The sequence below is a fragment of the Marseilla massiliensis genome (assembly GCF_023336985.1).
GTDB classification, from domain to species: Bacteria; Bacteroidota; Bacteroidia; order Bacteroidales; family Bacteroidaceae; genus Prevotella; species Prevotella intestinigallinarum.
The window spans coordinates 39,525-66,363 of record NZ_JAMBLP010000007.1; the positions used below are offsets into that span (position 1 = coordinate 39,525).

The window sequence follows — 26,839 nt, forward strand, 5'->3', positions numbered from 1 at the left end:
CTGCAGCACCAGGCCCGATGGCAAAAGCAACGTGGGAGACAGTGCATCAAACACTGTCTCCCACGTTGCCTTTGAGCGCTATTATATAAGTATGTCAGTTGTATTTCAGTATCTGGCCCGGCATGAGCCTTGTGCTCTTGCTGATGTGGTTGAGGCGGCAAAGCTCGTTGACGGTAGTGTTGCGCTTGCGCGCTATGTGGCCCAGAGTCTCGCCGCGGCGCACCTTGTGGTAGCGAATGGTGCGCTCCACCTTTGCCGCCGGCGCCGTGGTTGCCAGTTCCTCGTCTTCGCTGTCGTCGTTGTCAACTTCCTGCGCGCCCACCCCGCGTAGCTTGTTGGCAGCCAGCCCTTCGCTCTGGTAGCTGTCGCGGCGGAACATGTAGAAGTCGCTTACGACGTCTTGGTTGACGAAATCAAACATGAGGGTGGGGTTGAGGGCCACCCCGCAGAGCCTTGTCTCGAAGTGAAGGTGCGACCCCGTGCTTCTGCCGGTGTTGCCGCCGAGGCCAATCGGGTCGCCTGCGCGCACCTCCTGGTCTTCTTCCACGAGCTGCTTCGACATGTGCCCGTAGATGGTCTCAAGCCCGTTGTAATGGCGTATTACCACGTATTTGCCGTAGCCGCGGGCTTCGTATTTCACTATTCTCACCTTTCCGCTGAATGCAGCCCTAATGGTGTCGCCTATATACACCTTGATGTCGAGCCCCTTGTGCTGCCTTCCCCATCTTGCGCCGAAGTTGGATGTAAGCACGCGGCTCGTCGTTGGCATGCAGAAGTGGCGCAGGTCGATGCGGAACGAGTCGGGCAGCTCGGTGGCGCGATGGGCATATTTGTTGTCCCAGTCGGCGTAGAGGTCGGCTGCGGGCGATTCAAGTTGCTCGTTCTGGATAAGCCTGTGCAGCGCAACAGAGTCCACTGCTTTCATCTTTCTGTCTATCGGTGCCTGTCGTGCCAGCAGGTCTTGTCCTGCAATTGGAAGTGCGCTCACTGACATCAAGGCTAATATAACGGCTGTCTTTAACTTTCTAATCATTATAATCGTTATTGGTTCGAGTGAGAATAACGTCCATTGTGCAAAGGAATGACATAATAATTATAACCCAATTATAGCCATGTCATATTCCTCGTTTTTGCTTGAACGTTGCAAAGGTAACAAATATTTCATGAAAACCGAGCGCGGTTAACACAATTTGTTGGTTATTTAACACTTGCGGCCCTGCTGATAGTCAGGATGTTAACGAAACGTAATACGAGGCGCCTGCTTCCGAAGCGTGTTTCGGAACGCTGGCGGCCGGTATGCTATTGCGTGCCGTAGCCGTGCACGTGTTTTTGTTTATGCGCCTCGTCCTGAGGCCATCATTGTCGTTGTCGTAGCCCGACGTTGCGGCGGCACGGCCGTAACGGCGCTGTCATACGGCCCGTTTTGCATTCCCGAAAGGCCTGTTTCACACCACGAAACGGGCTGTTTGGGAATGCAAAACGAGCTGTATGCCTAACTGGTTGTGGCACAGGTGATTGGCGGGCTGCTCGTCGGTGGCGCCTGGTACGGCTGTTGGCGGCATGCCTTATGGCGTGGCACGTCGCTGCATGCGGTGTCTATGGGTCTGTGATGGCGGTGGGGCCAGGTGGAAAATCATGGGCGTTGTGGGCAATAAATATGGCGCCGGGTTTGTGGAAATGTCGGATTTGTTGTAACTTTGCACCGCAATGGCATTGCCGCCACACCTCGCTTGCAATGACGGGCGCCCCGGCGGCCATGCCTCAAGACAGTATATCAATAATTAAAATAGCCATTACAGATGAAACCACTGAAAGCAATCATTGCACTGGCGGCGCTGTTCGCTGCCGGCGCGGCACCTGCCATGGGGGCAGATGTGCCTGAGGAGAAAGACATGGGAGCATATCTCATGGTTTACCACAAGGACGACACGCACAGCCTGCACATGGCCATCAGCTACGACGGGCACACGTTTACGGCAGTCAACAACAACGAGCCTGTGATTGCCGGCGACACCATCGCCATGCAGCGGGGCATACGCGACCCGCACATCTTCCGCGGGCCGGACGGGGCTTTCTACCTCGCCATGACCGACTTGCACATTTACGCCAAGCAAGCCGGCTTCCGCCAGACCGAATGGGAGCGAGACGGGAATAAGTTCGGGTGGGGAAACAACCTCGGACTGGTGCTCATGAAGTCGAAAGACCTTATCAACTGGACGCGCGCAAACATACGCGTAGACCAGCTCGACCCATCGCTCGCCGACATAGGATGCGCCTGGGCGCCTGAGACTTGCTACGACCCGGTGAAGAAAAAGCTCATGGTGCACTTCACCATGCGCCACGGCAAGGAGAAGACCAAGCTTTATTACTTCTACATCAACGACGACTTCAACAAGCCCGAGGGAAAGCCCGAGGTGCTGTTCACTTACCCGAAGGAGGGCAAGGAGGCCATCGACGGCAACATGGTCTACAAGGATGGCACATTCCATCTGTTCTTTTGCTCGCACGACGGCAAGACCGGCGTGAAGCAGGCCACGTCGAAGAGCATCACCGGCCCGTGGACGTTTGACGACCGCCTGTGCGACCCGGAGAAGATTGGGTGTGAGGCTCCGAGTGTCTATAAGCTGATAGGGCAGGACAAATGGATTCTGATGTACGACGTTTATCGCGCCAACCCGATGAACTTCGGCTTCTCGGAGACCACCGACCTCGAGACGTTCAAGCCCCTGGGCCGCTTCGACGAGGGCGTGATGAAGCGCACCAACTTCGACGGCCAGAAGCATGGGGCGGTGACGTGGCTCACAAAGAAAGAGGCCAAGAGGCTCGAGGAGTACTGGAAGAAAAACCAGCGCGACTTCCCGGGAAAGATTAAGCTCTGACCCGCATGGCCATGCCCGGCGGGCATGACGGCGGCAGCGGCCCGGCGGCACCTCAGTGGGTGGCGCCGGGCCGCGTCTGCATAGTGGCCCGGCCTGCGGCCCTGTCGGCTGCGGCGCCCTCGAAACTGTCGATGATGGCAGCCAGCTCGGGTGTGAGCCTGCGGCGGCATTCCTGTTCCATCCAGTCGGGCACGGGCCACCGCGCTGCGGCCATCGATGCGGCTATGGCTGCCTGCGTGTCGGCGTCGCCGCCCAGAGAGATAGCCAGCCGCACGGCCTGCTCAACACTGTCGGCATCGAGGAAGACCGTGATGGCCTCGGGCACGGAGCCCCGGCACGACACATCCCACGCGTAGCCCGGCCTTATCTCGCCGATGGTGCGGCTCAGGTCGTAGCCGAAACTGTTTTCCACGTAACTACGTATCTCGCCGTTGCCGGCCCCGTGGCGCGCCATGAACACCGCCGCGGCCACGGCCCGGGCCGCCCCGACGGCCTCGGGATGGTCGTGAGACACCTCTGCCGACACCGTGGCCAGCCGCAGTGCCTCGTCGAGGGTGGTGGCATAAAGCCCAGCCGGGCTCACGCGCATGGCCGCGCCGTTGCCCCAGCTGCCGTAGGGCTTGGGGTTGTCGGCGGCCAACCAGCGGGCGAAGGCCGGCCCATAGCCTGCGTCGGGATACTTGCGGCCCAGTTTCTGCATGGCTTCAACGAGCGAGGCCGCGCTCTTGTCGCGGCTGTCTGTCAGCCACCGGGCCACGGCGAGCGTCATCACCGAGTCGTCGGTGAAGCGGCTCGTGGCCATGAACAGCGTTATCTTGCTTGGGTCGCTGAACTTCTGCAGGCACGACTCGTAGGACGAGCCTGCCACGTCTCCAACTATTGCTCCTAACATATCTCTGTATCGTTTTTGTCTGTCGGGCTTACTGCCTTCGCTTGTAGGGCCTTTTGCCGATATGTTTTCATTTCGAGTCCAATTATAATCAAAAAGTCGGAATAAGCGGCGTTTTTAATTTGTTTTAACCAAAAATCGCCTTCCCCGTGCCCGTATGCCGGTGGATTCGGCGCCGGTTGCTTGTGTGGCAGATTGTATGGCGAAGCGCATATTTGGTAGAAAAACATTACAAAGCAGACTGCGCTTGAAGGTCGGCTGGCGGCAACTGCGCAGCCTATGCTGCAGTGGCAGATGGCAGTATGGGCCGTTTTGCGGTGCATAACGGCCTGTTTTGGACTTCAATACGGCCCGTTTTGCAGGCCCAAACGGGCTGTATTGTAATCCGCTGTCAGACAGGCGGTTGCGCCATGCGCTGCCCGGGTCGTGGTGGTGGCGCCAAGGCGGCGTGGGCGTGAGGTTGCTGCCGTAGGTGTGGGTAGGCGGGCCTTTCCGCCGTTACAAACCGTGTGAAAGAGTTTTTTTCAGGCCATGGCAGTGCTGTTTGTAGCAAAAAATAGCTATCTTTGTCCGGTCGGCCACTGTTGAGACGCGCGTTGTGTAGCGCAGTGTGCATGGCTATCGAACGAAATAACCACCATATACACAGCATTGACTTATGAGAATGAACAGGATTTTGATGGCTGCAGCCATGGCGTTGATGGTCGGAGGCACCGCCGGGGCTACCACCGACCGCTACCGTGAGGCACTTAAGCAGGTGTTGTTTGCCGACAGTGCCAGCATGGCCATCAGGAAGTCGCAGATGAAAATGTTTGTTGCCGGGGCGTTGTCGCGCAGCCGGCACGGTGTGAGCAGCGAAGAAGCGTTGCGCCTTGAGAAAAGTCTCGACAGGTATATCGCCACGCAATATGGCGACGACATGGTTGACATGGCCTTGCCATGCTTCCGCGAGAATGTGTCTGAACAGCAACTGGTAGGGCTGGCCGGGCTCTTGGCGCGCCCCGACATAAGGCAGGCCAACGCCCACATCTCTTCGCTTTACGCAGACATAGTAAAGGACATAATGCCCACAATGTCGTCGGCTTTCGGCGCTCTGAAGGATGGGCGCCAACCCACGCTGCCATCGGTGGCCGAGTGTACCGAGGCATACAAGGAGAAGTTTGAGGCATATTGGCAGGCCAGCGGTACGGAGCAGCTTATGACTTCGGCCGTCGACAATGTGCTGGCTAAGGTTGGCGTGGGCGTCGACGAAGACAAGGTGAAGACCGTGTTGGGCTTTGTTACCGGCATGACCAAGGCCTTGATGCTCAACAGGTTTGTGGGCAGTGTCAGCGAGTCGGAGCTCGACTGCGTGATACTGCTTATGCGCTCGGACAGTTACCGGGCCCAGCTCAACGCTGCAGCCTGCATGGCTTCAGACCCCATGAAGCTGATAAAGGACATGGAAAAGGCGTTTGTAGACTGGGCTAAGGCCAACGGCGAGAGCTTTGACTTGCATTGACGGCCCGGGGCAGCGGCTGTTGGCGGCATGGGCCGGCCTTGGTGTGGCTGCGCCTGTGGGCCCGTGGTGTTGCGTTGCCTTGTGGCTCATCCGTTGATGGGGCGGCATGGCGGCCGCCGGGGGCGGTGGGTCGGTTATGCAGTCGCGATGTGCCCGCGCCGGCGTTGCGCTTCATGGCGGGTGTTCCCCATTCCCGTTTGTCGTGCAGCCGGGGGGCGCCGCCCGGCCGTTGGCCCATCCCCACAATAATATATATATGTATAGGTGTGGTCAATTCCGCATTGAGGGGCACCCTTGGCCCCTGTCCGGTTGCCGCGGACGGGTGTTTGGGTCGTCGTTGCCCGGCCTTTTGCCGCTACTGTAGGGCCTCTGGCATCCAGGCGTGGCATAAAAACAGTGCGCCGGTAGCCACAAGGGCTCCGGCGCACTGTTGGTTTTCCGGTTTGGCGGGTGGTGGCCCTCTGCCGCCGCCAAGCGCCTTTATTCAGGCTGCTCGGCATCAAGCTTGTCGATGGCCCCGGTGGCGGGGTTGAGCGTCAGGTGGGTGGTGTATCGCTTGTTGAACAGCTCTCCGCTCAGCAGTTCGGTGTAGCCATACTGCGCGGCGCTCGTCTCGAAGCTGTCGAGCAGGGTCGCCCCCTTGTATATATTGACGGTAATCTTTCCCGGAATGTTGACGTATATGCCGTCTTCCTTTTCTTTCTTCTTCTTTCCGCCCTCGGTCTCGGGTGCTGCCGCCGGCAGGCTCTGCTCGTCGGTGACGCTGATGTAGTATGGCTCACCCGACAAGTCGTCGTTGTCAACGAGCCCCAGCTTCTGCGAAAGGCGGAAGAGCACCTGCTCCTGCATGCCCGGTTGCGGGCACACCGTGAGCACATACTCAGTGGTGTCCTTGGTTGTCGTGCCGGTGAAGAGCTGTGTCAGTGCCTTGTCCTGCCTGTCGAGGTTGGCCAGCATTATGCGCAGCTGCTCCCCGTCTTTGGGCATGTAGTCGGCCTCTCCGCGGTTAAGGTAGTTCTTGCTGTCGCGTATGTCGTAGATGTCTTGTGCGGTCAGCTCGGCCATCTTGGCCGTGCTTCCTGCGGCGAGCACTTCTTCGCTGAGATACTGCCTCGGGTTTACCGGTGCCGGTTTGGGCGCCGGGACAAACGGGACTGGCGCCTCTGGCTTGCGTGCCGTGGCGTTGACGGCCAGCAACGTGCCGTCGTCGGCCAGCGAAATGTTGCATGCCGATGTCTTGGCGTTGAACTTCACGGCGTAGCCCTTTGCCTTGTCGGCCTCGCCATAGGTGCCCATGGTCATGCCAATGAGCTTGTGTGTTGTCGAAGCCTCGGCCTCTACATCGTTCAGGCGCAGGTATCGCTGGGCATACCGGCAGAAGTCTCCCGGCGTGTAAGTGGTCTTTTCCACCCTGACAACGAAGCGCAGCACGGTCTTTGGGAGGAAGTATACAGCGCCCTCAGGGGTCACCCCCGGCCTGTAGTTGCTTGTCTCGGTCTGGGCGAACGCTCCGCTGCAAACGGCGAGCAGCCCTGCTATGAATAACTTTCTCATGATGCTGATGGTTACTTTTTGAGTGTATTATGGTCAGTCTTCAAGCCGCATGAACGCCTGCGGCAGGTAGTTGATGATGTCGCCGGCCGTGAGGCTCTCCTTGCCCAGGCTGCGTGCGGCCAGGTCGCCGGCCAGTCCGTGCAGGTACATTCCCACCGTGCAGGCGTCGGCCTGCTTGTAGCCGCGTGCCAGCAGGGCCGTGATTATGCCTGTGAGCACGTCGCCGCTGCCGGCCGTGGCCATGCCGGCGTTGCCCGTGGGGTTGAAGGCCACGTGCCCGTCGGGCTTGCATAGCGCAGAGTAGTGGCCTTTGACTATGATGTATGCTCCCAGTCTCTCGGCCATGTCGCACGCCCTCGACAGCCTTTCGTAGCTGTCGGCACAGTGCCCGTTGATGCGGTCGAACTCCTTGGGGTGGGGTGTCAGTATTATGCCCTTTGGCAACTGTTGCAGCCATGCGCGGTGGTTGGCCAGTATGTTTAGTGCGTCGGCGTCGGCCACGATGGGGCATTGGGTGCGCCGCAGCTGCGCTATGAGCGCAATGGCAGTGGTCTCGCTCTGCCCCAGGCCGGGGCCTATGCCCAGCGCGGTGTAGTCTTCGGCGTCGACAGGCTCCGAGAACACCGTCTCTTCCTGGTCGAGCTGCACCACGGCTTCGGGCACAGATATCTGCAGCACGAGGCTGTTGCACTTTGGCGAGTGCACCGTCACTTTGCCCACGCCGGCCCTCAGGCAAGCCCGCGCTGCCAGCACGGCGGCGCCGCCCATGCCGTAGCTGCCTGCCACAAGCAGGGCGTTGCCCATGCTCCCCTTGTGGGCGAAGTCGCTGCGCTTCTTCAGCAGAGGGCGCACTTCGTTCTCGTCTACTATGTGGTAGCGGGCGTCTGTCTTTGCCATGCCTTCCTCGCTGATGCGTATGTCGAGCACTTTCAGCCTGCCGATGTAGTGCTGGTTCTCTGCGAAAAGGAACGACAGCTTGGGCTGTTGGAGCGTCAGCGTCAGGTCGGCATGTATGGTGTTGGCCCTCACGTTGTAGGTGTTGTCCTCGGCCATCAGCCCCGACGGCACGTCGATGCTCACCACGCTGGCCGGGGAAGCGTTGATATATTTTACCAGCGAGGCGAAACCGCCCGCCAGCGGCTTGTTGAGCCCGGAGCCAAACAGCCCGTCGACCACCAGGGTGCCGGCGTCGAGGTGGGGCGGGTCGAACTCTTGCTTCACTTCAATGAACTGCTGTATTTTCTTGACGGAAACGAGCCTGTCCTTGTTTGCGGCGCAATCGGCCGACAGATGCCCGGTGATGTTGAATAAAAATGCAGACACACCGTAGCCTTGCTCGGCCAGAAGCCTGGCCACGGCAAGGGCGTCGCCGCCATTGTTCCCAGGGCCTGCGAATACCACAACAGGCGTCGCCGTGCTCCATTCTTCGGCTATCGAGCGCGCAATTGCCTTTGCCGCGCGCTCCATGAGGTCGATGGAATCTATCGGCTCGTGCTCTATTGTGTATTTGTCAAGCTCATGTATCTGAGCACTAGTGAAAATCTTCATACGTGCAAAAATACAAAATTAATGCTAACCGCTGCGTAGTCTTTGGCAGAATTTTAGTAATTTTGCCTCAAAATTTCTAAAAACGAAGCATGAGTGTAGTCAAAATCCAAGACAAACTGTTTGAGACTTCAATATCTGAGGCCGAGATTAAGCAGCGCGTTAAAGCCGTTGCAGAACAGATAAACCACGACATGGCGGGCAAGAACCCGCTGTTGCTGGCAGTGCTCAACGGCGCTTTTATTTTCGCTGCCGACCTGATGAGAGAGATAACCATACCCTGCGAGATATCGTTTGTGAAGCTTGCGTCTTACCAGGGCGTCACTTCGAGCGGCACGGTGAAAGAGGTTATCGGCATCAACGAGAACTTGTCGGGGCGCACGGTAATCATTGTCGAGGACATAGTTGAGAGCGGACTCACCATGAAGAGGATGATAGAGAGCATCGGCACGCGCAACCCCGCGTCTGTGCATATATGCACCCTGCTGCTAAAGCCCGACAGGCTGAAGGTGCCATTGACCATAGACTACGTGGCTTTCAGGATTCCCAACGACTTCATCCTGGGCTACGGGCTGGACTATGACCAGCAGGGCAGGCAGCTGAAAGACATATATACGCTGAAGAACGACTGACGGCGTGGGTGCCCTTCGGCTTGTTCCGGCATGCGGCGCGCGCCCATCGGGGCTGTGGCTGCGGAGGGACAATAGTTAGACAGTATACGTTTCATACAAACAATAGACAAAACAGGACTTACGATGAAGAATATTGTGATATTCGGAGCGCCGGGATCCGGCAAGGGAACACAGAGCGACTTGCTCATAAAGAAGTATGGTTTCGGTCACATCTCAACCGGCGATGTGCTGCGCAATGAGATAAAGAACGGCACCGAGCTGGGCAAGACAGCCAAGGGTTACATTGACAACGGCCAGCTGATACCCGACGAACTGATGGTGAGCATACTGGCAAGCGTTTACGACGGTTTCGGCGCCGACCACGCGGGAGTCATCTTCGACGGGTTCCCACGCACCATCGCGCAGGCCGAGGCGCTCAAGGCCATGCTTGCGGAGCGCGGCCATGCCGTGGCGGCTATGATTGAACTCGACGTGCCCGAGGCAGAGCTCATGAAGCGGCTCATAAAGAGAGGCCAGGAGAGCGGGCGCTCCGACGACAACGAGGAGACCATAAAGAAGCGCCTCGACGTTTACCACAACCAGACGTCGCCTCTGATAGACTGGTATGAGAAAGAAGGAATACACAACCACATCGATGGCCTCGGTGAGCTTGACAGGATTTTCAAGGACATCTGCGAGGTCGTTGACAACATAAACTGATGTAGATGGCAGCATCCAACTTTGTAGACTACGTGAAGATATACTGCCGCTCCGGCAAGGGCGGCAGGGGCTCGATGCACCTGCGCCGGGCCAAGTACCAGCCCAACGGAGGGCCTGACGGAGGTGACGGAGGGCGTGGCGGCAATGTATACCTGCGCGGCAACCATAACTATTGGACGCTGCTTCACCTGCGCTATGACCGCCATATACGCGCCGGGCACGGCGGCAATGGCGGGCGAGACAAATGCCATGGCACCGACGGCAAGGATGTTTACATCGACGTGCCGTGCGGTACCGTGGCCTACAACGCCGAGACCGGCAAGTACATCTGCGACGTTGCGCGCGACGGGCAGGTGGTAATGCTGCTCAAGGGCGGCCGCGGAGGGTTGGGCAATTACCAGTTCCGCACCGCCACCAACCAGGCTCCGCGCTTTGCCCAGCCCGGCGAGCCCATGCAGGAGATGACCGTCATACTCGAGCTCAAGCTGTTGGCCGACGTGGGCTTGGTCGGTTTCCCCAATGCCGGCAAGTCAACGCTGCTCTCGGCGCTGTCGAGCGCGCGCCCCAAAATAGCCAACTACCCGTTTACCACGCTCGAACCGTCGTTGGGAATAGTGGAGTATCGCGACCGCCAGTCGTTTGTCATGGCCGACATTCCGGGCATCATCGAGGGAGCGAGCGAAGGGCGCGGCCTCGGGTTGCGCTTCTTGCGCCACATAGAGCGCAACTCGCTGCTGCTCTTCATGGTGCCGGGCGACACCGACGACATAAAGCGCGAGTATGAGATACTGCTCAACGAACTGCGCAATTTCAACCCGGAGATGCTCGACAAGCACCGTGTGCTGGCCGTCACCAAGGCCGACCTGCTCGACGCGGAGCTCATAGAGATGTTGCGCGAGACCGTGCCCGACGACATACCCGTGGTGTTCATCTCGGCAGTGGCGCACATGGGGCTCGACGACCTCAAGGACGTGCTGTGGCGGGAGCTCAACAGCGAGAGCAACAAGCTGAAGGAAATAACGGCCGAAGAGACCCTTGTGCACCGCGACAAGGACATGAGCGCCTTCATTGCCGAGCTGGCGGCCGAGGGCGAAGACGACGACGAGGGCTTCGGGGATGACGACGGCGACGACGACGTTGAAGACATTGAGGACTACGACGACTTCGAGTATGAATACGAAGACGACGGCAACCCCTGAGCCCACATTGCGCCGCTACAGCCTCGGCGAAGGCGTGGTTGCCTTCAGCACCACGCGCTACGGCGGCTACAGCCATGGCAACCACGGTTCGTTCAACGTGAACGAGTATTGCGGCGACGACCCACTGGCCGTGGCAAATAACCGCGGCCTGCTGTGCCGCGAGCTCGGCATCGGCGAAGAACGGCTGGTAATGCCGCACCAGACCCACGGGGTGGAAGTGAGGCAGATAGCCGGCGAGTTCATGGCCCTGCCGCCGTCTACGCGGAAAATGCTGCTCGAGGGTGTCGATGCCGTGATGACCGACGTTGAGCGCGTTTGCGTCGGTGTGTCAACGGCCGACTGCATGCCCATCCTCCTTTACGACCCGTGCCACCGCGCCTGCTGCGCCGTGCATGCCGGATGGCGCGGCACGGTGGCCCACATAGCCGCGCGTGCCGTGGCAGCCATGGCGGCTGCATACCACACCGAGCCGTCGGCGCTGCGGGCTTGCATAGGCCCGGGCATCTCGCTCGAGCATTTCGAGGTGGGCGACGAGGTGTACGGGCTGTTTGCCGACGCCGGTTTCGACATGGACAAGGTGGCCCGCCGCCACGGCAAGTGGCACATAGACCTGTGGGAATGCAACCGCATCGAATTGTGCCTTGCCGGGTTGCAGCCCGCGTCGGTCAGCGTCGAGGGCCCCTGCACCTACTCTCATGCCGATGAATATTTCTCCGCGCGCCGCCTTGGAACGGCGTCGGGCAGGATATTCACCGGGATAATGATAGACAAAAGCCAATGAACCAATAACATGGAATAGCAATGAAGATGAAGCACCTGCTTGTTTCGGCGGTGGCCCTCGTGACGCTTACCTCGGCCACCAAAGACGGGTTTACGCCGCTCGAGCAGCAGCAGATAAGCATTTCTACACCGGGCCTGTTTGCCCGTTCGGACGCCTTCACCGTCGATTTTGCCGCGGCGCGTCCGTCAGACTACAGCTTCCCCTTGCCCGTTGGCAAGGCCAGGCTGACCGATGACAACACCCTTGAGATATCAACTAAGCGCGGCGACGCCGTAAAGGCGATGTTCGGCGGCACGGTACGCCTGTCAAGGCACCACCTAAAGCACGGCAATGTGATTGTGGTGCGTCATGACAATGGACTTGAAACGGTCTATGGTCACAACGCACAGAACCTCGTGAAGGTGGGCCAGAGGGTGAAGGCCGGGCAGACCATAGCCATAGTAGGCGCTCGCGGCGACCAGGGCTTTTGCTTGTTTGCCATAATGGTGAATGGCGGGCGCATCAACCCGGCCACCATCTTGAGCGTCGAGAGCCACAGGCTGCTGCGCCAGACCATCATGTGCCGGAAGGACGGAGAGCGCGTAAGCCTTACGGTGACCCACCCGGACAGCGAGCAGAAGGCGCTTGCGGAGCGCAAGGCCGTCGAGCGCAAGGTGGAGTCGTACACAGCAAACCCATTCGCCGGCGGCAACCGCTTTACCGTCAACCTGGCCACGCTGAACCCCGGAGAGTGGTGCTACCCCCTTCCCGGTGCAAAGGTGATAAGCCGATACGGCCGCAGGGGAGGCAGGATGCACAGCGGGGTCGACCTGAAGACGACGCCCCACGACAAGATTCTGGCCGCCTTCGACGGCGTGGTCACCATGTCGCAGCGCTATTATGCCTATGGAAACTATATCAAGATACGCCATGCCAACGGCATTGAGACTTGCTACAGCCACAACTCCAAGAACCTGGTCAAGAAGGGCGACGTGGTCAAGGCAGGGCAGGTGATAGCCCTGACCGGTCGCACCGGGCGTGCCACCACCGAGCACCTGCACTTCGAGTGTCGCATCAACGGCCGCACGTTCGACCCTGGCAAGATATTCGACCACTCAAACCAGGCCATCAAGATGGAGCAGCTCACGTTTACAAAGAGTGGCAGCAGCATTTCCATAAAGTCGGAACGCAACTACATGGCCAAGGGCAAGTGACGGCAACCCCATGCCTCTGCCATGCCGGGAGGCGCCGCGGCTCACGTTGTGGTGTAGCTTTTTTTCAGTCCGTATGGCCGCGGGGCGCAACCGGCTGCAGCCCAGCGCGTTGCAAGTTTGCTACGGACATGTTTGCCAAAAGGGCCGTCTTGCAATGCAAGACGGCCCTTTTGGCGTCGTGAAACAGCCCGTATCGCAGGCCCGTACGGCCCATTCGGCCGCGGCCCCTGCTCGGTGTCAACATTCAGTCATGGCGGTGCGGCCGCCATGCCGCGGCCCGGTGCCGTGGGTGAATGGCCTTTCCCGCGGTCATGTCAGGCGCAGCGTCTGGTCGCAGTAGTCCATTACGGCGGGCCGGTGGGTGATGAATATCACCGTCTTGTCGCGGTTGCAGAGAATGTTTTCGAGCAGTTGCTTCTCGGTGGCGGGGTCGAGTGCGCTCGTGGCCTCGTCGAATAGCATTACGCTCCGCCCCCTGAGCAGGGCCCTGGCTATGGCTATCCGCTGCGCCTGGCCTTCGCTCAGGCCCCCTCCTCCCTCCGCAACCTTGGTGTCGAGCCCGTCGGGCAGCTCCTCGACGAAGTCGGCGCAAGCCGTGTGCAGGGCCTCGAGCATGTCTTGTTCCGATGCGGCGGGGGCGGCCAGCCGCAGGTTTGTGCGCACCGTTCCGCTCAGCAGGGTGTTGCCCTGGGGCACATACACAAAGTTGCACCTGTCGGCCGGCGACACTTCGCGGCTCTCGTCGGCATTGTATATGGCGATGGTGCCCGCCGTAGGCCGTATTAGAGCGAGTATCAGTCGTATTAGGGTGGTCTTGCCGGCGCCCGTCTCGCCGAGTATTGCGGTGCATGTGCCGGGTCGGAAGTCGAACGACAGCCCGTCAATCACGTTGTCCTTGCCGTCGTCGTAGGCATAGCTCACCCCTTCCAGCCTCACCCCGCATGGGGCGCCCATGGGCTTGCCGCCCGAGTGTTCCTCCTGTGGCATCTCCTCGAGCTCCATCAGCCGTTCGGCCGCGGTGAACACTGCGACGAACGCCGGGGCCAGCCTTGTGAGGTCGCGCGCCGGCGACTGTATCCTGTAGACCAGTTGCAGGAATGCCGTCATGCCCCCAAACGTCAGCGTGCCTTGCTGCAACCGCAGCGCGCTCCATAGGAAAGCCACGAGGTAACCCAGTGAGAACCCTGAGTTGAGCAGCAGGTTCGACATCACCGAGAAGGCCGTGCGGCGTCGCACGTGGCGTCGCAGCACGCTTTGGGTTAAGTCGAGCCGGCTCACGATGTGGCTGTCGCACTCGAGCGTCTTTATCAGCATGCGGTTCTGCACTGTCTCCTGCAGCAGGCTTTGCACGCGGCTGTCGCTGCGCCTTACCCTCCTGGTGAGCTTGCGCATCCGCGTGATGTATATCCTGCTTGCAAGCATGAACACGGGCAGCATGGCCACGGTGATTATGGCCAGCACGGCGTCCATGCGCAGCAGGTAGGCAAAGGCGCCGGTGAACATGGCCGCCACCGACAGGGCCCCAGGCAGCGTCTCGGTGACAAACGTGACGACAGTGGCCACGTCTTGCTCAAGTCTGTTGATCACGTCGCCGCTGTGATAGCGCTCCCGGCCGCGCCATTCGGAGCGCAGCAGCCTGTCGAGCATTTGCTGCTGCATGTGGTTCTGCGCCTTTATCCCGAGAATGTTCTTTATCCATACGCGCGCTATGCCGAGCCCGAACTCGCATGCCGTGAACAAGGCCATTAGCCCCACGGCCCAGTAGAGCGAGCCTTGTTGCGCGCCGGCGGCAATGTCGATGGCGCGCTGCACGGCCCACACGGCAGCCAGGCTCACGGCCACCGAGGCCAGGCCTACGGCGGCATTGAGCGCGGCCTGCAGCCTGTTGCCCCTCAGGGCCCGCCACAGCCAGCCGGATAGCTGGCCCACGCTGTAAGGCGACTTCTGCAGCCTCAGTATTTCTTTTATCTTTTTCATCCTTTTCGATTGGTGCTTTGTGGGCCCTTGCGGGCATTGGCGGCGGGTGCTCCCGGCCGCCCGTTCATTCGCGTCCGTCGGCACCCCACATCATCTTCTCGCGCAGCGTGTCGAAGTAACTGGCGCCCGGGCGCTTGACAATCCTCACCTTGTAGGGTGCCTTGCGCAGCGTTATGCTGACGCTCTCGGCGCATTTCTCCGACCGTCCGTCGATGGCTATCAGGAAGTTATGGCTCCTGCTCTCCACGCAAAGCCTCACCACCGAGTCGTCGGATATCACTATTGGGCGCGTGTTCAGGCTGTGGGGAGCCACGGCGGTGATGGCAAACACGGGCGTGCCCGGCACTATTATGGGCCCGCCGTTGCTCAGCGAGTAGGCGGTGGAGCCGGTGGGGGTGCTCACTATGAGGCCGTCGGCCTGGTAGGTGGTTAGGCACTCGCCGTTGATTTCGGCGCTGATTGATATCATCGAGGCGTCGTCGCGCTTGAGTATGGCCACGTCGTTGAGCGCGCACGAAGGCCCGGAGGGCTCCCATCCGTCGGCCTCGACCGTCAGGGCGCCCCTGTCTTCAATGGTAAACTCGCCCGTGTGCAGCGCCTTTATGCAGGCTTCGATGTCGCAAGGGGTTACGTCGGCAAGGAAGCCCAGCCTGCCCATGTTGACCCCAACGATGGGTATCTGCTTCGTCCCGACGCGCGCCGCGGCTTTCAGGAACGTGCCGTCGCCGCCCATGGATATCACGAAGTCGGCGTCGAAATCGCCATCGTCGAACACCCGTGCCACCCCCTGGGCGCTGCAGCCGCTGCGCTGTATGAAGTCGTAGAAGGCCGAATCCATCGACACCTCGGCCCCGTTTTGCGAAAGGCAGGTAAGCAATCGGGTTATTGATGCCGACTTCTTGGGCTGGAACACATTGCCGAAGATGGCGAACTTAAGTCTGTGTGATGTCATGCAAAATCGTCTTTTTATATATCTTTAGCCATGCCAAATGTCGTTATTTGGTAAACATTTAGTATTTTTGCGGTTGAGAATGCCACGCAAAACGTATGCAAAAATACACAATTATCGCGAAAATGGCATTGCAATGAGACATTTAATTGCTTACAGATGACTAAATTAAGCGTTAACATTAACAAGGTGGCCACACTGCGCAACGCACGGGGCGGCAACCATCCCGACGTTCTCAGGGTGGCAGCCGACTGCGAGATGTTCGGCGCCGACGGCATCACCGTACATCCAAGGCCCGACGAACGGCACATAAGGTATGCCGACGTGAGGGCAATAAGGCCGCAGATAACAACAGAACTCAACATCGAGGGCAACCCCATCGACCGATACATAGACCTTGTTCTCGAGGTCAAGCCGACGCAGGTGACGCTCGTACCCGATGCAGAAGACCAGATAACGTCGAACCACGGATGGGACACCAAGGCCAACCGCGCGTTCCTAACCGACGTGGTGGGCCGATTCCGCGAGGCAGGCATACGCACGTCGATATTCGTCGACCCCTCGGTCGAGATGGTGGGCTACGCCAAGGAGTGCGGCGCCGACCGCGTGGAGCTCTACACCGAGCCCTATGCCGCCGGCTACGAGCGCGACCGCGAGGCGGCCATAGCGCCTTTCGTGGCTGCCGCCGAGGAGGCCCGCCGCATAGGGCTCGGCCTCAATGCGGGTCACGACCTGAGCCTGCAGAACCTTCATTTCTTCCATGAGCGCATACCATGGGTGGATGAAGTGAGCATAGGGCATGCCATTATATGCGACGCGCTCTACCTCGGGCTTCATGAAACGATTGCCATGTACAGGCGGGCGATAGGCCGGTGAGCCTGCGCCGAGTGCGATATGGCAGCTACAATAACAAACGACTAACATTTGGAACCATGGTTTACGAATTTCTTGCAACGGGCTTCGAGGAAGTGGAAGCCCTCGCCCCGGTGGACATCTTGCGCCGTGGCGGAGTGGAAATAAAGACGGTGAGCGTCACGAGCGACCTGCTCGTGGAGTCGGCTCACGGAGTGGCAATCAAGGCAGACCTGCTTTTTGAAGACGCCGACCTGGCTTCGGCCGACCTGCTCTTGCTCCCCGGTGGGCTGCCAGGGGCAACAAACCTCAACGAGCATGAGGGCTTGCGCAAGGCGCTTGTAGGGCAAAACGAGCGCGGAGGGCGCATCGCCGCCATCTGCGCTGCGCCGTTGGTGCTCGGTGGGCTCGGGCTGCTCAATGGCAAAAAGGCCACGTGCTACCCCGGGTTTGAGAAGTATCTGACCGGCGCAACCTACACGGCCGACCTCTGCACCGTCGACGGCAACATCACCACAGGGCGCGGACCGGCCGCCGTACTGCCTTTCAGTTATGCGCTGCTCGAGCAGTTTGTGGGTGCCGAAGCAACCAAGGCCGTGCGCGACGGCATGATTTACACACAGCTGATGGAGGCGAAGTGACCAACGATTATGCCATAATAGTGGCCGGGGGCAAGGGGTTGCGCATGGGCGCCCCCCTGCCCAAGCAGTTCATCTCCGTAGGCGGCAGGCCGGTGCTGATGCACACCATCTCCCGCTTCCGCGAGGCTTTGCCCGGAGTGACGGTCATCCTCGTGCTGCCCCGCGAGCAACAGGACTATTGGGGTGGGCTGTGCCGCGACTACGGTTTCGGTGCCGACTGCCTCGTGGCAGCCGGGGGTGAGACGCGTTTCCATTCCGTACGCAACGGCCTTGGGCTCGTGCCCGACGGAGCGCAGGGCATGGTCGGCGTGCACGACGGTGTGCGCCCGTTTGCCTCGGTGGCCACCATCAGGGCCTGCTACAGTGCGGCCCGCACCAGCGGGGCGGCCATACCGGTCACGCCCGTGGTCGAGACGCTGCGCCACGTGGGCGGCCATACCGTGCCCAGAGGCGACTACCGGCTGGTGCAGACGCCCCAGGTGTTCGAGGCATCGTTGCTAAAGGATGCCTATGCACAGCCCTACCGTGAGGCTTTCACAGACGACGCGTCGGTGGTCGAGGCTGCCGGCCACGAGGTGACGCTCGTCGAAGGCAACCGCGAGAACATTAAGATTACTACCCCGTTCGACCTTGCCGTGGCCGAGGCGTTGCTCGGCAGGCAGGCCGGGGCGGCGGAGGGAGTGACGCAACCAGCACCATAGATTGCAGCCGTGCCAGACATACTGACCCAAGACATACAGTTCCTGCCGGGCGTGGGCCCGTCGCGCAAGAAGATACTCAGCCAGGAGCTGGGCATCAGCACCTACGGCGACCTGCTCCAGTATTACCCTTATAAATATGTAGACCGCAGCCGCCTGTACGCCATCAGCGAGCTTACGGGCGACATGCCCTATGTGCAGGTGCGCGGCCAGATACTGAGTTACGAGACCTTCGAGATGGGGCCGCGCAAGGAGCGCGTGGTCGCGCATTTCTCAGACGGCACGTCTGTGATGGACCTTACGTGGTTCAACGGCGGCAAGTATGCCAAGAAGGCATACCGGCCCGGCACGATGTACATCGTCTTCGGCAAGCCAACGGTGTTCAACGGGCGCATCAACGTGGTGCACCCCGACATCGACCAGGCCGACACGCTGGAGCTTTCGGCAATGGGGCTGCAGCCATATTACTCTACTACGGAGAAGATGAAGAAGGCCGGGCTGACTTCGCGTGCCATCGAACGGCTCACCAAGAGCCTCGTCGAGCGTATGAAAGAGCCCCTGGCTGAGACGCTGACCGACGAGATGGTGGCCCGTCTCCACATGATGGGGCGCGACGCAGCCCTGCGCACAATACACTATCCGAAAGACGCGCGCGAGCTTGAGCGGGCCCGCGCCAGGCTCAAGTTTGAAGAACTATTCTACGTCCAGCTGGGCATAGTGCGCTATGCCAGCGACCAGAGACGCAAGTACCGGGGCTACGTGTTCCCCCGTGTGGGCGAATGCTTCAACACGTTCTACAGCCATTACCTGCCGTTCCCGCTCACCGAGGCGCAGAAGCGCGTCATCCGCGAGATACGCCGCGACGTGGGCTCGGGCCGCCAGATGAACCGCCTCTTGCAGGGCGACGTGGGCTCGGGCAAGACGCTCGTGGCGCTCATGTCAATGCTGCTGGCCGTCGACAACGGCTACCAGGCGTGCATCATGGCGCCTACGGAGATATTGGCCGAGCAGCACCTGGCAACCATACGCAGTTTTCTCGGCGACATGCCGTTGCGCGTGGAGCTTCTAACGGGCATGGTCAAGGGGCGGCAGCGCCGCGATGTGCTCGGGGCGCTGGCCGAGGGCAGAATCGACATTTTGGTGGGGACGCATGCCATTATCGAAGATTCGGTTCACTTTGCACGCCTCGGTTTCGTCGTGGTCGACGAGCAGCACCGCTTCGGGGTGGCGCAGAGGGCCAAGCTGTGGGGCAAGAGCGCCAACCCGCCACACATACTTGTCATGACGGCCACGCCTATACCGCGCACGCTGGCCATGACTCTCTACGGCGACCTCGACGTGAGCGTAATCGACGAGCTGCCGCCCGGGCGCAAGCCTGTGCTCACGCAGCACGTCTACGACACCCGGCTGACGGCCCTCTACGACAGCATTCGCCGGCAGATAAGGCTCGGGCGGCAGGCATACATAGTGTTCCCGCTCATCGAGGAGAGCGAGAAGAGCGACCTGCGCAACCTTGAAGAGGGGTTCGAGGTGCTCAGCCAGGCTTTTCCCGAGTTCAGGCTGAGCAAGGTGCACGGCAGGATGAAGCCGGCCGAGAAGGATGCCGAGATGCAGCGTTTCGTCAATGGCGAGACACAGATACTCGTGGCCACGACGGTGATAGAGGTGGGGGTGAACGTGCCCAATGCGTCGGTGATGGTCATACTCGACGCACAGCGCTTCGGCTTGTCGCAGCTACACCAGTTGCGCGGGCGCGTAGGCCGCGGGGCCGACCAGTCGTACTGCATCCTGGTCACCCCCAACAAGCTGAGCGACGACACGCGAAAGCGCATCGACATCATGTGCGATACGACCGACGGGTTCCGCATCGCAGAGGCCGACCTCAAGCTTCGCGGCCCCGGCGACCTTGAGGGAACGCAGCAGAGCGGCATGGCTTTCGACCTTAAGATTGCCGACATTGCGCGCGACGGGCAGCTCGTGCAGATGGCGCGCGACGAGGCACGCCGCATCATCGACGACGACCCGGAGTGTGGCAAGGAGCGCTACGCACTGTTGTGGAGCCGCTTGCGCGAGCTACGCAGAAACGAAATAAACTGGGGGGCAATCTCCTGACGGCTCTCTGTGCGGCGTCTTCTCAGCTTTGGGGCGTTTTTGTGGCTATTTATTTTCGGGTGTGTTTGTCTTTCGGAAATATTCCAATGATAAGTATTTGAGTCTCAGTGAGTTTGCAAAACGGCCCGTTTCGGATTGCAAAACAACCGGTCTTGCAGTCCGGAACGGGCCGTTTGGCGTTCCCGTTTGGCCTCTTTGGCCAGGCCTTGCGGCCGGGGCTGTGCGTCGGCGGCTTGCAGGCGTCGCTGCCGCATGGGTCGGGCCACTGTGCGCTTGCGTTTGTTTGCTGGGCCGACCCAACCCGAAACAAGAGAGGCGGAACGCCACTGCAGTGGTGTTCCGCCTCCTTATGGCAGTGGGGCATGGCCCCGTTGCATGTGTCAGTCGAGCTGTGCCAGCTTGTTGTCGCTGCCGAGCACGTCGAGAATCTTGTGCTTGTACATTTCCTCCATGAGGTCGCGAGCCGGTCCGCAGTACTTGCGCGGGTCAAACTCTGCGGGCTTCTCGGCCAAAGTCTTGCGCACTGCTGCGGTGAAGGCAAGGCGAGAGTCGGAGTCTATGTTAATCTTGCAGACAGCGCTGTTGGCTGCCTTGCGCAACTGCTCCTCGGGTATTCCGACAGCGTCGGGCAGCTTGCCGCCGTACTGGTTGATCATGTCAACATACTCCTGGGGCACAGATGAAGAGCCGTGGAGCACGATGGGGAATCCGGGCAGCTTCTGCATTATCTCGTCGAGCACGTCGAATGCCAATGGCGGGGGCACCAGGCGGCCTGTCTTCGGGTCGCGGGTGCACTGCTCCGGCTTAAACTTGTAGGCGCCGTGTGATGTGCCTATGGAGATGGCCAGCGAGTCAACGCCGGTCTTTGTCGTAAAGTCAATCACCTCTTCGGGCTTGGTGTAATGCGAAACCTCGGATGCAACTTCGTCCTCAACGCCTGCAAGCACGCCCAGCTCGCCCTCGACGGTAACGTCATACTGGTGGGCATAGTCTACAACTTGCTTCGTGAGGGCCACGTTTTCGTCGTAAGGCAGTGACGAACCGTCTATCATTACCGACGAGAAACCCATGTCAACGCAGTTCTTGCAAAGCTCGAAGCTGTCGCCATGGTCAAGGTGCAGTGCTATCTCGGGGTGATTGCAGCCAAGCTCTTTTGCGTATTCAACGGCACCCTCGGCCATGTAGCGAAGCAGAGTCTGGTTGGCGTAGTTGCGCGCTCCCTTTGACACTTGCAGGATAACAGGCGACTTCAGTTCTGACGTTGCCTTGATAATGGCCTGCAGCTGCTCGAGGTTGTTGAAGTTGAATGCGGGCACAGCCCATCCGCCATTGATGGCTCTCTTAAACATCTCGCGTGTGTTCACGAGACCTAAAGACTTGTAGTTTACCATAATTTTATTGTTTGATTGAGTGTATCCTTTTTCTTTTCTGACCGCAAAGTTACCATTTTAATTTTGCACTCCCAAAGTTTTGCATCTGTTTTCGTGTGACGGTAACGTTACTTTTTCATTAATTTGCATTACTCTTTGCTTTCGGCGGCCTTTTGCAAGCCAAACTTTGCAATGTCGGGGCTTTGCCGTCAGTGTGCTGTGGCGGCCGTTTCGCCTGGCGATAAAAAAAGGGGCTCCGCCGAGCCCCAAATCTTTTAAACCTTAAATCTAATACTATGAAAAACACTTTCCGCAAAGATAGCTTTTTGTTTCCATTGCGCAATGCCGGCCGAACTTATTTCGGTAGACCCTGATGTTTTCTTGATTTAAATCAATTATTTCCTATTTCGGCAATTATATTGCCCAATAGGAATGTTGCGTTTTGGTTTCTTGCCACTCCCGGGGTTATCTTATAAGTATATGTTATCTTGTCGGCGAGCCCTATCTCGAAGCACCAGTTGTGGAACGTTTGCGGCTTTTCGTCGGCCATTTTCGACAGTTCGAGGTCGTGGGTGGCAATCATCCCGCTTACGGGTAGCGTCGATATGGCTTTCAGGAACATCCGCGAGCCGTTCAGTTTGTCGAGCGAATTGGTGCCCTTGAGAATCTCGTCGAGTATTATCAGTGTGTGTTCCGACTGCTTGCAACTGCTGATGAGCTGTTTCAGGCGCAGCAGTTCGGCGTTGAAGTAGCTTATTCCGTGGCTTAGGTCGTCGCTTGTGCGCATGCTGCAGAACAGGTTGAACACCGTTGTGCGCATCGACTTGGCGAACACCGGCATGCCGTTCATGGCCAGGATGTAGTTCACCCCGATTGAGCGGAGGAAGGTACTCTTGCCTGCCATGTTGGCTCCTGTGACGATATAGTAGTTCTTCTCGGCTATGCTGAAGTCGTTGCACACGGCCTTCTCGCCCAGGAAAGGGTGCCAGATGGCCTTTGCCTCGAGGCTCACCCCGGGCTTGCTGCTTATCATGGCGGTGGTTGCCGCCGGTTCGTTGTAGCTGAATGTGGCCATGCTTACGAGCGCGTCGAGTTCGCTAACGGCGTCTATCCACTGCTCGGTGTGCCTCATGTGGCGCCGTTGCCAGCCCAGGAAGCGCCTTACGAGGAAGAAGTCGCTGAGCAGCAAGGTGTCGAATGCTATTAGTCCAAGCACGTTTGCCCGCCTGTCGAGGCCGTCGAGCATTGCCTGCAGCTCGCGGAACGACTGTCGGGCGCTGTGGGCATCGGGTGCTCCGTTGCCGTTGCCGTCGTGTGTCATGACCATTTCGCGCAGCTCGGTTGTTGCCGTCAGTTCGGTGAGCTCGGCGTAGGCCTTGAGCTGTTTGTGCAGGTTGTTCACCGCCTTGCTTATCAGTCGCAGTGGCTTGGAGCACACGAGGTAGACCAGTGCGAACTGTGTCACGCCCCAGGTTATGGGCACCCCGGCCTCCATGTCGGTGGTGGCGGCCATCAGTATGGTGGCCATGAACCCCGCGATGGCCATCCACGCCACTGCCGCGGCCACCGGCGAGAGCGCAAACCGCGGTATGGCCATGTTGCGGGCCTGGTTGAGTGCCTCTTTCACCGCAGGCGTGTCGATGTGCCCGTGGCGCCTGTGGGCCATGAACTCCGTGCGCAGCGGCTCCATTGCGGCCAGCCTGCTTATGGCCTGTCGCCGCCTGTCGGCCGTGGCTTTGGCCTTTTCCGGGTCGGCAGAGTCGATGGTTGACAGATGCCGTGCCAGGCAGTCGGCGCCTCCGCTTGTCACGGTGCGGCATATGCGATGGTACAGCGAGAGGGGCCCGAAGATGTCCATGTCGTAGGTGAACGGATGCTTCGGGTCGGCGTAGCGGCTGCCGTCGTCGAATGCCGAGAAGTCGCCCTGCAGGTATTTCAGTTCGTTGCAGTATGCTTCGTGGCGGCTTTCCTGCTTCTCTATGAGCCGGCCGTTGGCCACGTCGCGCCTCCGTGTCACAATGTATGCAGCCAGCATGGCGGCCGCCAGGGCCGGCCATGCCCATCCGCCCCACACGGTATAGGCCGCCACCGAGCAGATGGCTGCGATGAACGTGAACAGTTCTGTGCCCAGAAACAGTCCGTTTTTGCGTTTCAGCCGGCTGATGTCTGCAGCCAGGGCGTTGGCGTTGGCGGTGTAGAAACTGCGTAAATCGTCTTTTGTCATGCTCTGGTTGTTGTATGGTTTGGCTGCAAAATTACAGCATTCCGTTCTTTTTGTCAGTCATGGTTAATATGGTTTAACAGATGTAATGGTGCAGATAGCATAATTTATAGGTTGTGGTTTGTTGGCCGTTAGTCTATTTTGGCGTAACTTTGCACGCCGGTAGTAGCCCCGGCGGCTGTGCCCCCGGAAGGGCATGCCGCCCCGGCCCGCTTCCGCCAAGAACCGAACAGCATAAACAAAAGGATATGGATAACGCATACATTAAGTCGTTTCCCGACGTCATGTCGGGCAAGAAGATACTATATGTCCACGGTTTCGCATCGTCGGGCCAGTCGGGCACAGTGGCCAGGCTGCGCGAGTTGCTGCCCGGGGCCGTGGTTGTGGCCCCCGACCTGCCCATACATCCGGCCGAGGCCATGGACTTGCTGCACAGCGTTTGCGACTCCGAGAGGCCCGACCTCGTTGTCGGCACGTCGATGGGAGGCATGTATGCAGAGATGCTCTACGGCTTCGACCGCATATTGGTGAACCCCGCTTTCAGGATGGGCGAGACCATACTGAAGAACGGCATGCTCGGCAAGGTGACGTTTCTCAACCCCCGCGCCGACGGCATGAAGGAGTTTATGATGACCAAGCAGTTGCAGGAAGAGTACCGCGAGACTACCGAACGCTGCTTCACAGGGCCCGTTGCCGGCGACCAGGGGCGCGTCTGGGGGCTCTTCGGGATAGAAGATCCCGTGGTGCACACCTACGACTTGTTTGCCTCTCACTATGCCAATGCGCTGCGCTTCCACGGCGAGCACCGCATGAACGACAGCATACTGCTCCACTCGGTGCTGCCGGTGGTGCAGTGGATTGACGACCGCCAGCGCCGGCGGCAGCGCAACATCGTGTACATAGGCATAGAGCAGACCATGGAGCACGACTGGCGTCCGCTGTCGAGCGTGGTAAAGGCCGTGCGCTTCTTGCTCGAGTGGTACGACGTTTATTTCGTCGGGGCGTTGCCACCGGCCGACGGCGGCTATGCCGGGCGCGTGTCGCAGTGGGTGTTCGAGACCGTCGGCGTGCCCTCGTTCCGCCACGTCGTGTTCACCAACCGCAAAGACCTGCTCTATGGCGACTACCTTATCGACGCCAGTGCCGACGGAGGCTCGGCCTCGTTCATGGGCACCCGCATCGACTTCGGGTCGGATGCGTTCAAGACGTGGGAGGAGGTGATAGAATACTTCGGGCGGCTCGGCGGCCAGTGACGGCCCGGCCACAGGTGTGCCGGCGCCCGTGGCATGCCTCCGCGCCGCGCCGCGGCAGCCCTTGCCCGCGCTGTCGGAGCTTGCTGCCGCGCCGACGGCCGACGGCCGCTGTCGGAGTTTGTGCAGCCCGCGGCCGTCGTTGCATAAAGCAACAGGTGCGCCCGGCAATTGCCACGGGCGCACCTGCTGACATCCCGTCTCCCGACGTGACATCGTCAAAATCATGATGTGAAAAGTCTTAACGCCTTAAGACGACTTGCTTAATCAGATCTCTATTGCATCTATCAACTAAAATCCATTATGGCTAACTTATCTCCTTTATTGCGCATCTGCCCCCGGCGGCGTGGCCGTCGGTGGCCGCCATGTCGCCGTTGCGCTTGTGGGTGGTCTCCACCGACGACTCGTCGATATTGACAGACTCGTCGCGGAAGTATGTCTGGACGTCGACTTCAGGGCGCAGCTTGTCGCCGCTTACCGACAGCCGGTAAACCGTCTTGGTGGAACCCTGTACGAACGTGAGCACGCATTCGTAGCTTTCGCCCCTCTGTTCGCGCTCCACGTTGGTTGCCGAGCGCGCCTCGGCCTCGAAGGCTTCGCGCAGTGCGTTGGCCACGGTGCCCCCCTGGCTGTAGAAGTGGAAGTTTTTTGTCTCCATGCCCACGCGCCGTGTCTTCGGGTCGCGCTTCACTATGCGGTCTGTCATCACGTTTTTGCTTTCCAGGTCGCGTATCTGTTCTTCGATGCGCGCTTGCGCCAGTGCCGCCGTGGTGGCAGCCAGGCACAGTAGCAGCGATGCCACGGCTCTGGTGCACATTATTTTCATTGCAGTTGTCATATCGTAGGTCTGTTGCTGTTTTGCTTGTTTTCGTTCTCCATCATCTTGAATATCTCCTTCGGCGACATCCTTCCGATGCCCTTGTACCTGTTGCCCAGCGCGCAGGCCTCGTGCTCTATGCGGCGCAGTTCGGGCATTATCACCTTCAGGTCGGTTATCTTCTTGCCCCCTCTCACTATGTAGCTGCCGCTGTATATGGCATACATCCGTTCGGTTTTGGCGTGGTGTTGGTAGGCTACGGCGGCCCCGGCTACTATCAGCACCGCTGCGGCGGCCCCGGCGGCAACCTTGGCCCATATCGGCACCGTGCGCGCGCGGCGCCCTTTCGGCTCGGCCACTGGCGGCAGTGGTGCAGCCATGCCGCCTGCATACCATTCGAACATGGCCTTGTACTTATGCAGGTGGCTTGCCACTCGGCTGCCGGTGAAGTAGTCGTAGAGCCGGCGTTCCTCTTCGTTGCTTGTCGCCCCGTCGAGGAATTTCGCTACGAGCTGTTCCATTATCTTGTCTTTATCCATAGCTCTGTCTATTCGTTTACGAAGTGTTTCAATATGTTGCGCCTTGCCCTCGACAGGTTTTGCCTCACGGCCTCGGGCGAGCTGCCCGTGAGCCTGGCTATCTCGCCCACCTCCATGCCTTCGGTGTGCTTCATCCTGAGCACTGCCTGCTGGGTGTCGGGCAGGGCGTCTATGAGCCTTGCCACGCGCTCTTCGTCTTCCTGCTCGATTAGCGATGCCTCGGGCGTCTGGTCGGTGGCGGTGTCGGCGGGGCGCGCCTCGGCCAGCGGCACCGTTGCCTTGCGCATTTTGTTGAGGCTCAGCCGGCGGGCCATCACCACGGCCAGCGCTTCTGTGGAACGGTATTCTTCGAGCCGGTCGTGCATGACCCAGAGCTTGAGCACCACTTCCTGGGCTATGTCTTCGGCGTCGGCTGCGTCGGAAACATACCTCATGGCTTCGTGGTGCAGGCGTGGGCGTATGCGCCCGACCTCAATCTCGAACTCCTTTTGTTCCATATACATTTATCAGACACGGCCGGTGGCGGTTTGTGACATTGGTT

Annotated in this window: 22 protein-coding genes and 1 pseudogene; 12 read left to right on the forward strand and 11 right to left on the reverse strand. The window is 59.6% G+C overall.

The window, feature by feature from the left end:
- Positions 1-94: 94 nt before the first annotated feature.
- On the reverse strand, positions 95-1,036 hold the full coding sequence (locus tag M3089_RS07070; protein ID WP_394802264.1) for a peptidoglycan DD-metalloendopeptidase family protein: 942 nt from the start codon (positions 1,034-1,036) through the stop codon (positions 95-97).
- Between the two features lie 838 nt (positions 1,037-1,874).
- Between M3089_RS07070 and M3089_RS07075 the strand changes: the two are divergent.
- A pseudogene (locus M3089_RS07075) lies at positions 1,875-2,879 on the forward strand (glycoside hydrolase family 43 protein); the annotation flags it as partial.
- 52 nt (positions 2,880-2,931) lie between these two features.
- On the opposite strand, the gene M3089_RS07080 reads toward M3089_RS07075, so the two are convergent.
- Positions 2,932-3,771 carry an ADP-ribosylglycohydrolase family protein gene (locus M3089_RS07080; protein ID WP_249082894.1) on the reverse strand — a complete coding sequence of 280 codons (840 nt, stop codon included), beginning with the start codon at positions 3,769-3,771 and terminating at the stop codon, positions 2,932-2,934.
- A 661-nt stretch (positions 3,772-4,432) separates the two neighbouring features.
- Between M3089_RS07080 and M3089_RS07085 the strand changes: the two genes are divergently transcribed.
- A complete protein-coding gene (locus M3089_RS07085) occupies positions 4,433-5,269 on the forward strand; it encodes a hypothetical protein (RefSeq protein ID WP_249082896.1) in 837 nt (278 codons plus the stop codon).
- A gap of 480 nt (positions 5,270-5,749) precedes the next feature.
- Here M3089_RS07085 and M3089_RS07090 read toward each other — a convergent pair whose 3' ends face one another.
- Both M3089_RS07090 and M3089_RS07095 read right to left on the reverse strand, forming a co-directional pair.
- Positions 5,750-6,823, reverse strand: a complete 1,074-nt coding sequence (locus M3089_RS07090) for a DUF4831 family protein (RefSeq protein ID WP_249082898.1) — start codon at positions 6,821-6,823, stop codon at positions 5,750-5,752.
- Positions 6,824-6,856: 33 nt separating this feature from the next.
- Positions 6,857-8,371 (reverse strand): NAD(P)H-hydrate dehydratase, encoded by a 1,515-nt coding sequence (locus M3089_RS07095; RefSeq protein WP_249082900.1) that lies wholly within the window; start codon positions 8,369-8,371, stop codon positions 6,857-6,859.
- A gap of 89 nt (positions 8,372-8,460) precedes the next feature.
- On the opposite strand from M3089_RS07095, the gene hpt reads away from it, so the two are divergent.
- From hpt to M3089_RS07120, 5 genes are all read left to right on the forward strand, one after another.
- Positions 8,461-9,000 carry a hypoxanthine phosphoribosyltransferase gene (gene hpt, locus M3089_RS07100; protein ID WP_249082902.1) on the forward strand — a complete coding sequence of 180 codons (540 nt, stop codon included), beginning with the start codon at positions 8,461-8,463 and terminating at the stop codon, positions 8,998-9,000.
- A gap of 123 nt (positions 9,001-9,123) precedes the next feature.
- Positions 9,124-9,699 carry an adenylate kinase gene (locus M3089_RS07105; protein WP_205111018.1) on the forward strand — a complete coding sequence of 192 codons (576 nt, stop codon included), beginning with the start codon at positions 9,124-9,126 and terminating at the stop codon, positions 9,697-9,699.
- A gap of 5 nt (positions 9,700-9,704) precedes the next feature.
- Positions 9,705-10,898 carry a GTPase ObgE gene (obgE, locus tag M3089_RS07110; RefSeq protein WP_249082904.1) on the forward strand — a complete coding sequence of 398 codons (1,194 nt, stop codon included), beginning with the start codon at positions 9,705-9,707 and terminating at the stop codon, positions 10,896-10,898.
- On the forward strand, positions 10,870-11,679 hold the full coding sequence (gene pgeF / locus M3089_RS07115; RefSeq protein WP_249082907.1) for a peptidoglycan editing factor PgeF: 810 nt from the start codon (positions 10,870-10,872) through the stop codon (positions 11,677-11,679). Before obgE ends, pgeF begins: the two co-directional genes overlap by 29 nt.
- Positions 11,680-11,699: 20 nt before the next feature.
- Complete coding sequence (locus M3089_RS07120; protein WP_249082910.1) at positions 11,700-12,872, forward strand: M23 family metallopeptidase; 1,173 nt, start codon at positions 11,700-11,702, stop codon at positions 12,870-12,872.
- A 309-nt stretch (positions 12,873-13,181) separates the two neighbouring features.
- Here the strand turns inward: M3089_RS07120 and M3089_RS07125 are convergent, their stop codons facing one another.
- Positions 13,182-14,849 (reverse strand): ABC transporter ATP-binding protein, encoded by a 1,668-nt coding sequence (locus M3089_RS07125; protein ID WP_249082912.1) that lies wholly within the window; start codon positions 14,847-14,849, stop codon positions 13,182-13,184.
- A gap of 64 nt (positions 14,850-14,913) precedes the next feature.
- Positions 14,914-15,801, reverse strand: coding sequence for an NAD kinase (locus tag M3089_RS07130; RefSeq protein ID WP_249082915.1), 888 nt, complete (start codon positions 15,799-15,801; stop codon positions 14,914-14,916).
- A gap of 156 nt (positions 15,802-15,957) precedes the next feature.
- On the opposite strand from M3089_RS07130, the gene M3089_RS07135 reads away from it, so the two are divergent.
- Genes M3089_RS07135 through recG form a run of 4 tightly spaced genes read left to right on the forward strand, consistent with a single transcriptional unit; the run spans position 15,958 to position 20,101 of the window.
- Positions 15,958-16,674 carry a pyridoxine 5'-phosphate synthase gene (locus M3089_RS07135; RefSeq protein WP_205111006.1) on the forward strand — a complete coding sequence of 239 codons (717 nt, stop codon included), beginning with the start codon at positions 15,958-15,960 and terminating at the stop codon, positions 16,672-16,674.
- Between the two features lie 56 nt (positions 16,675-16,730).
- The gene (locus M3089_RS07140; RefSeq protein WP_249082918.1) at positions 16,731-17,291 is read left to right on the forward strand and encodes a DJ-1 family glyoxalase III; all 561 of its coding nucleotides are present in this window, start codon (positions 16,731-16,733) and stop codon (positions 17,289-17,291) included.
- The gene (locus tag M3089_RS07145; protein WP_317236428.1) at positions 17,288-17,992 is read left to right on the forward strand and encodes a 2-C-methyl-D-erythritol 4-phosphate cytidylyltransferase; all 705 of its coding nucleotides are present in this window, start codon (positions 17,288-17,290) and stop codon (positions 17,990-17,992) included. The genes M3089_RS07140 and M3089_RS07145 overlap by 4 nt, the downstream gene beginning before the upstream one ends.
- A gap of 9 nt (positions 17,993-18,001) precedes the next feature.
- A complete protein-coding gene (recG, locus tag M3089_RS07150; RefSeq protein WP_249082921.1) occupies positions 18,002-20,101 on the forward strand; it encodes an ATP-dependent DNA helicase RecG in 2,100 nt (699 codons plus the stop codon).
- Between the two features lie 380 nt (positions 20,102-20,481).
- Here recG and M3089_RS07155 read toward each other — a convergent pair whose 3' ends face one another.
- Together M3089_RS07155 and M3089_RS07160 are read right to left on the reverse strand one after the other, a co-directional pair.
- A complete protein-coding gene (locus tag M3089_RS07155) occupies positions 20,482-21,492 on the reverse strand; it encodes a class II fructose-bisphosphate aldolase (protein WP_205111000.1) in 1,011 nt (336 codons plus the stop codon).
- Positions 21,493-21,862: 370 nt separating this feature from the next.
- On the reverse strand, positions 21,863-23,695 hold the full coding sequence (locus M3089_RS07160) for a MutS-related protein (RefSeq protein ID WP_249082923.1): 1,833 nt from the start codon (positions 23,693-23,695) through the stop codon (positions 21,863-21,865).
- Positions 23,696-23,940: 245 nt separating this feature from the next.
- Between M3089_RS07160 and M3089_RS07165 the strand changes: the two genes are divergently transcribed.
- Positions 23,941-24,945 carry a YqiA/YcfP family alpha/beta fold hydrolase gene (locus M3089_RS07165; protein ID WP_249082926.1) on the forward strand — a complete coding sequence of 335 codons (1,005 nt, stop codon included), beginning with the start codon at positions 23,941-23,943 and terminating at the stop codon, positions 24,943-24,945.
- Between the two features lie 304 nt (positions 24,946-25,249).
- Here the strand turns inward: M3089_RS07165 and M3089_RS07170 are convergent, their stop codons facing one another.
- Genes M3089_RS07170 through M3089_RS07180 form a run of 3 tightly spaced genes read right to left on the reverse strand, consistent with a single transcriptional unit; the run spans position 25,250 to position 26,795 of the window.
- Positions 25,250-25,780, reverse strand: a complete 531-nt coding sequence (locus M3089_RS07170) for a DUF5024 domain-containing protein (protein ID WP_249082927.1) — start codon at positions 25,778-25,780, stop codon at positions 25,250-25,252.
- On the reverse strand, positions 25,777-26,298 hold the full coding sequence (locus tag M3089_RS07175) for a hypothetical protein (RefSeq protein WP_249082930.1): 522 nt from the start codon (positions 26,296-26,298) through the stop codon (positions 25,777-25,779). The genes M3089_RS07170 and M3089_RS07175 overlap by 4 nt, the downstream gene beginning before the upstream one ends.
- Before the next feature lie 8 nt (positions 26,299-26,306).
- Positions 26,307-26,795, reverse strand: a complete 489-nt coding sequence (locus M3089_RS07180; protein WP_205110990.1) for an RNA polymerase sigma factor — start codon at positions 26,793-26,795, stop codon at positions 26,307-26,309.
- Positions 26,796-26,839: the final 44 nt, after the last annotated feature.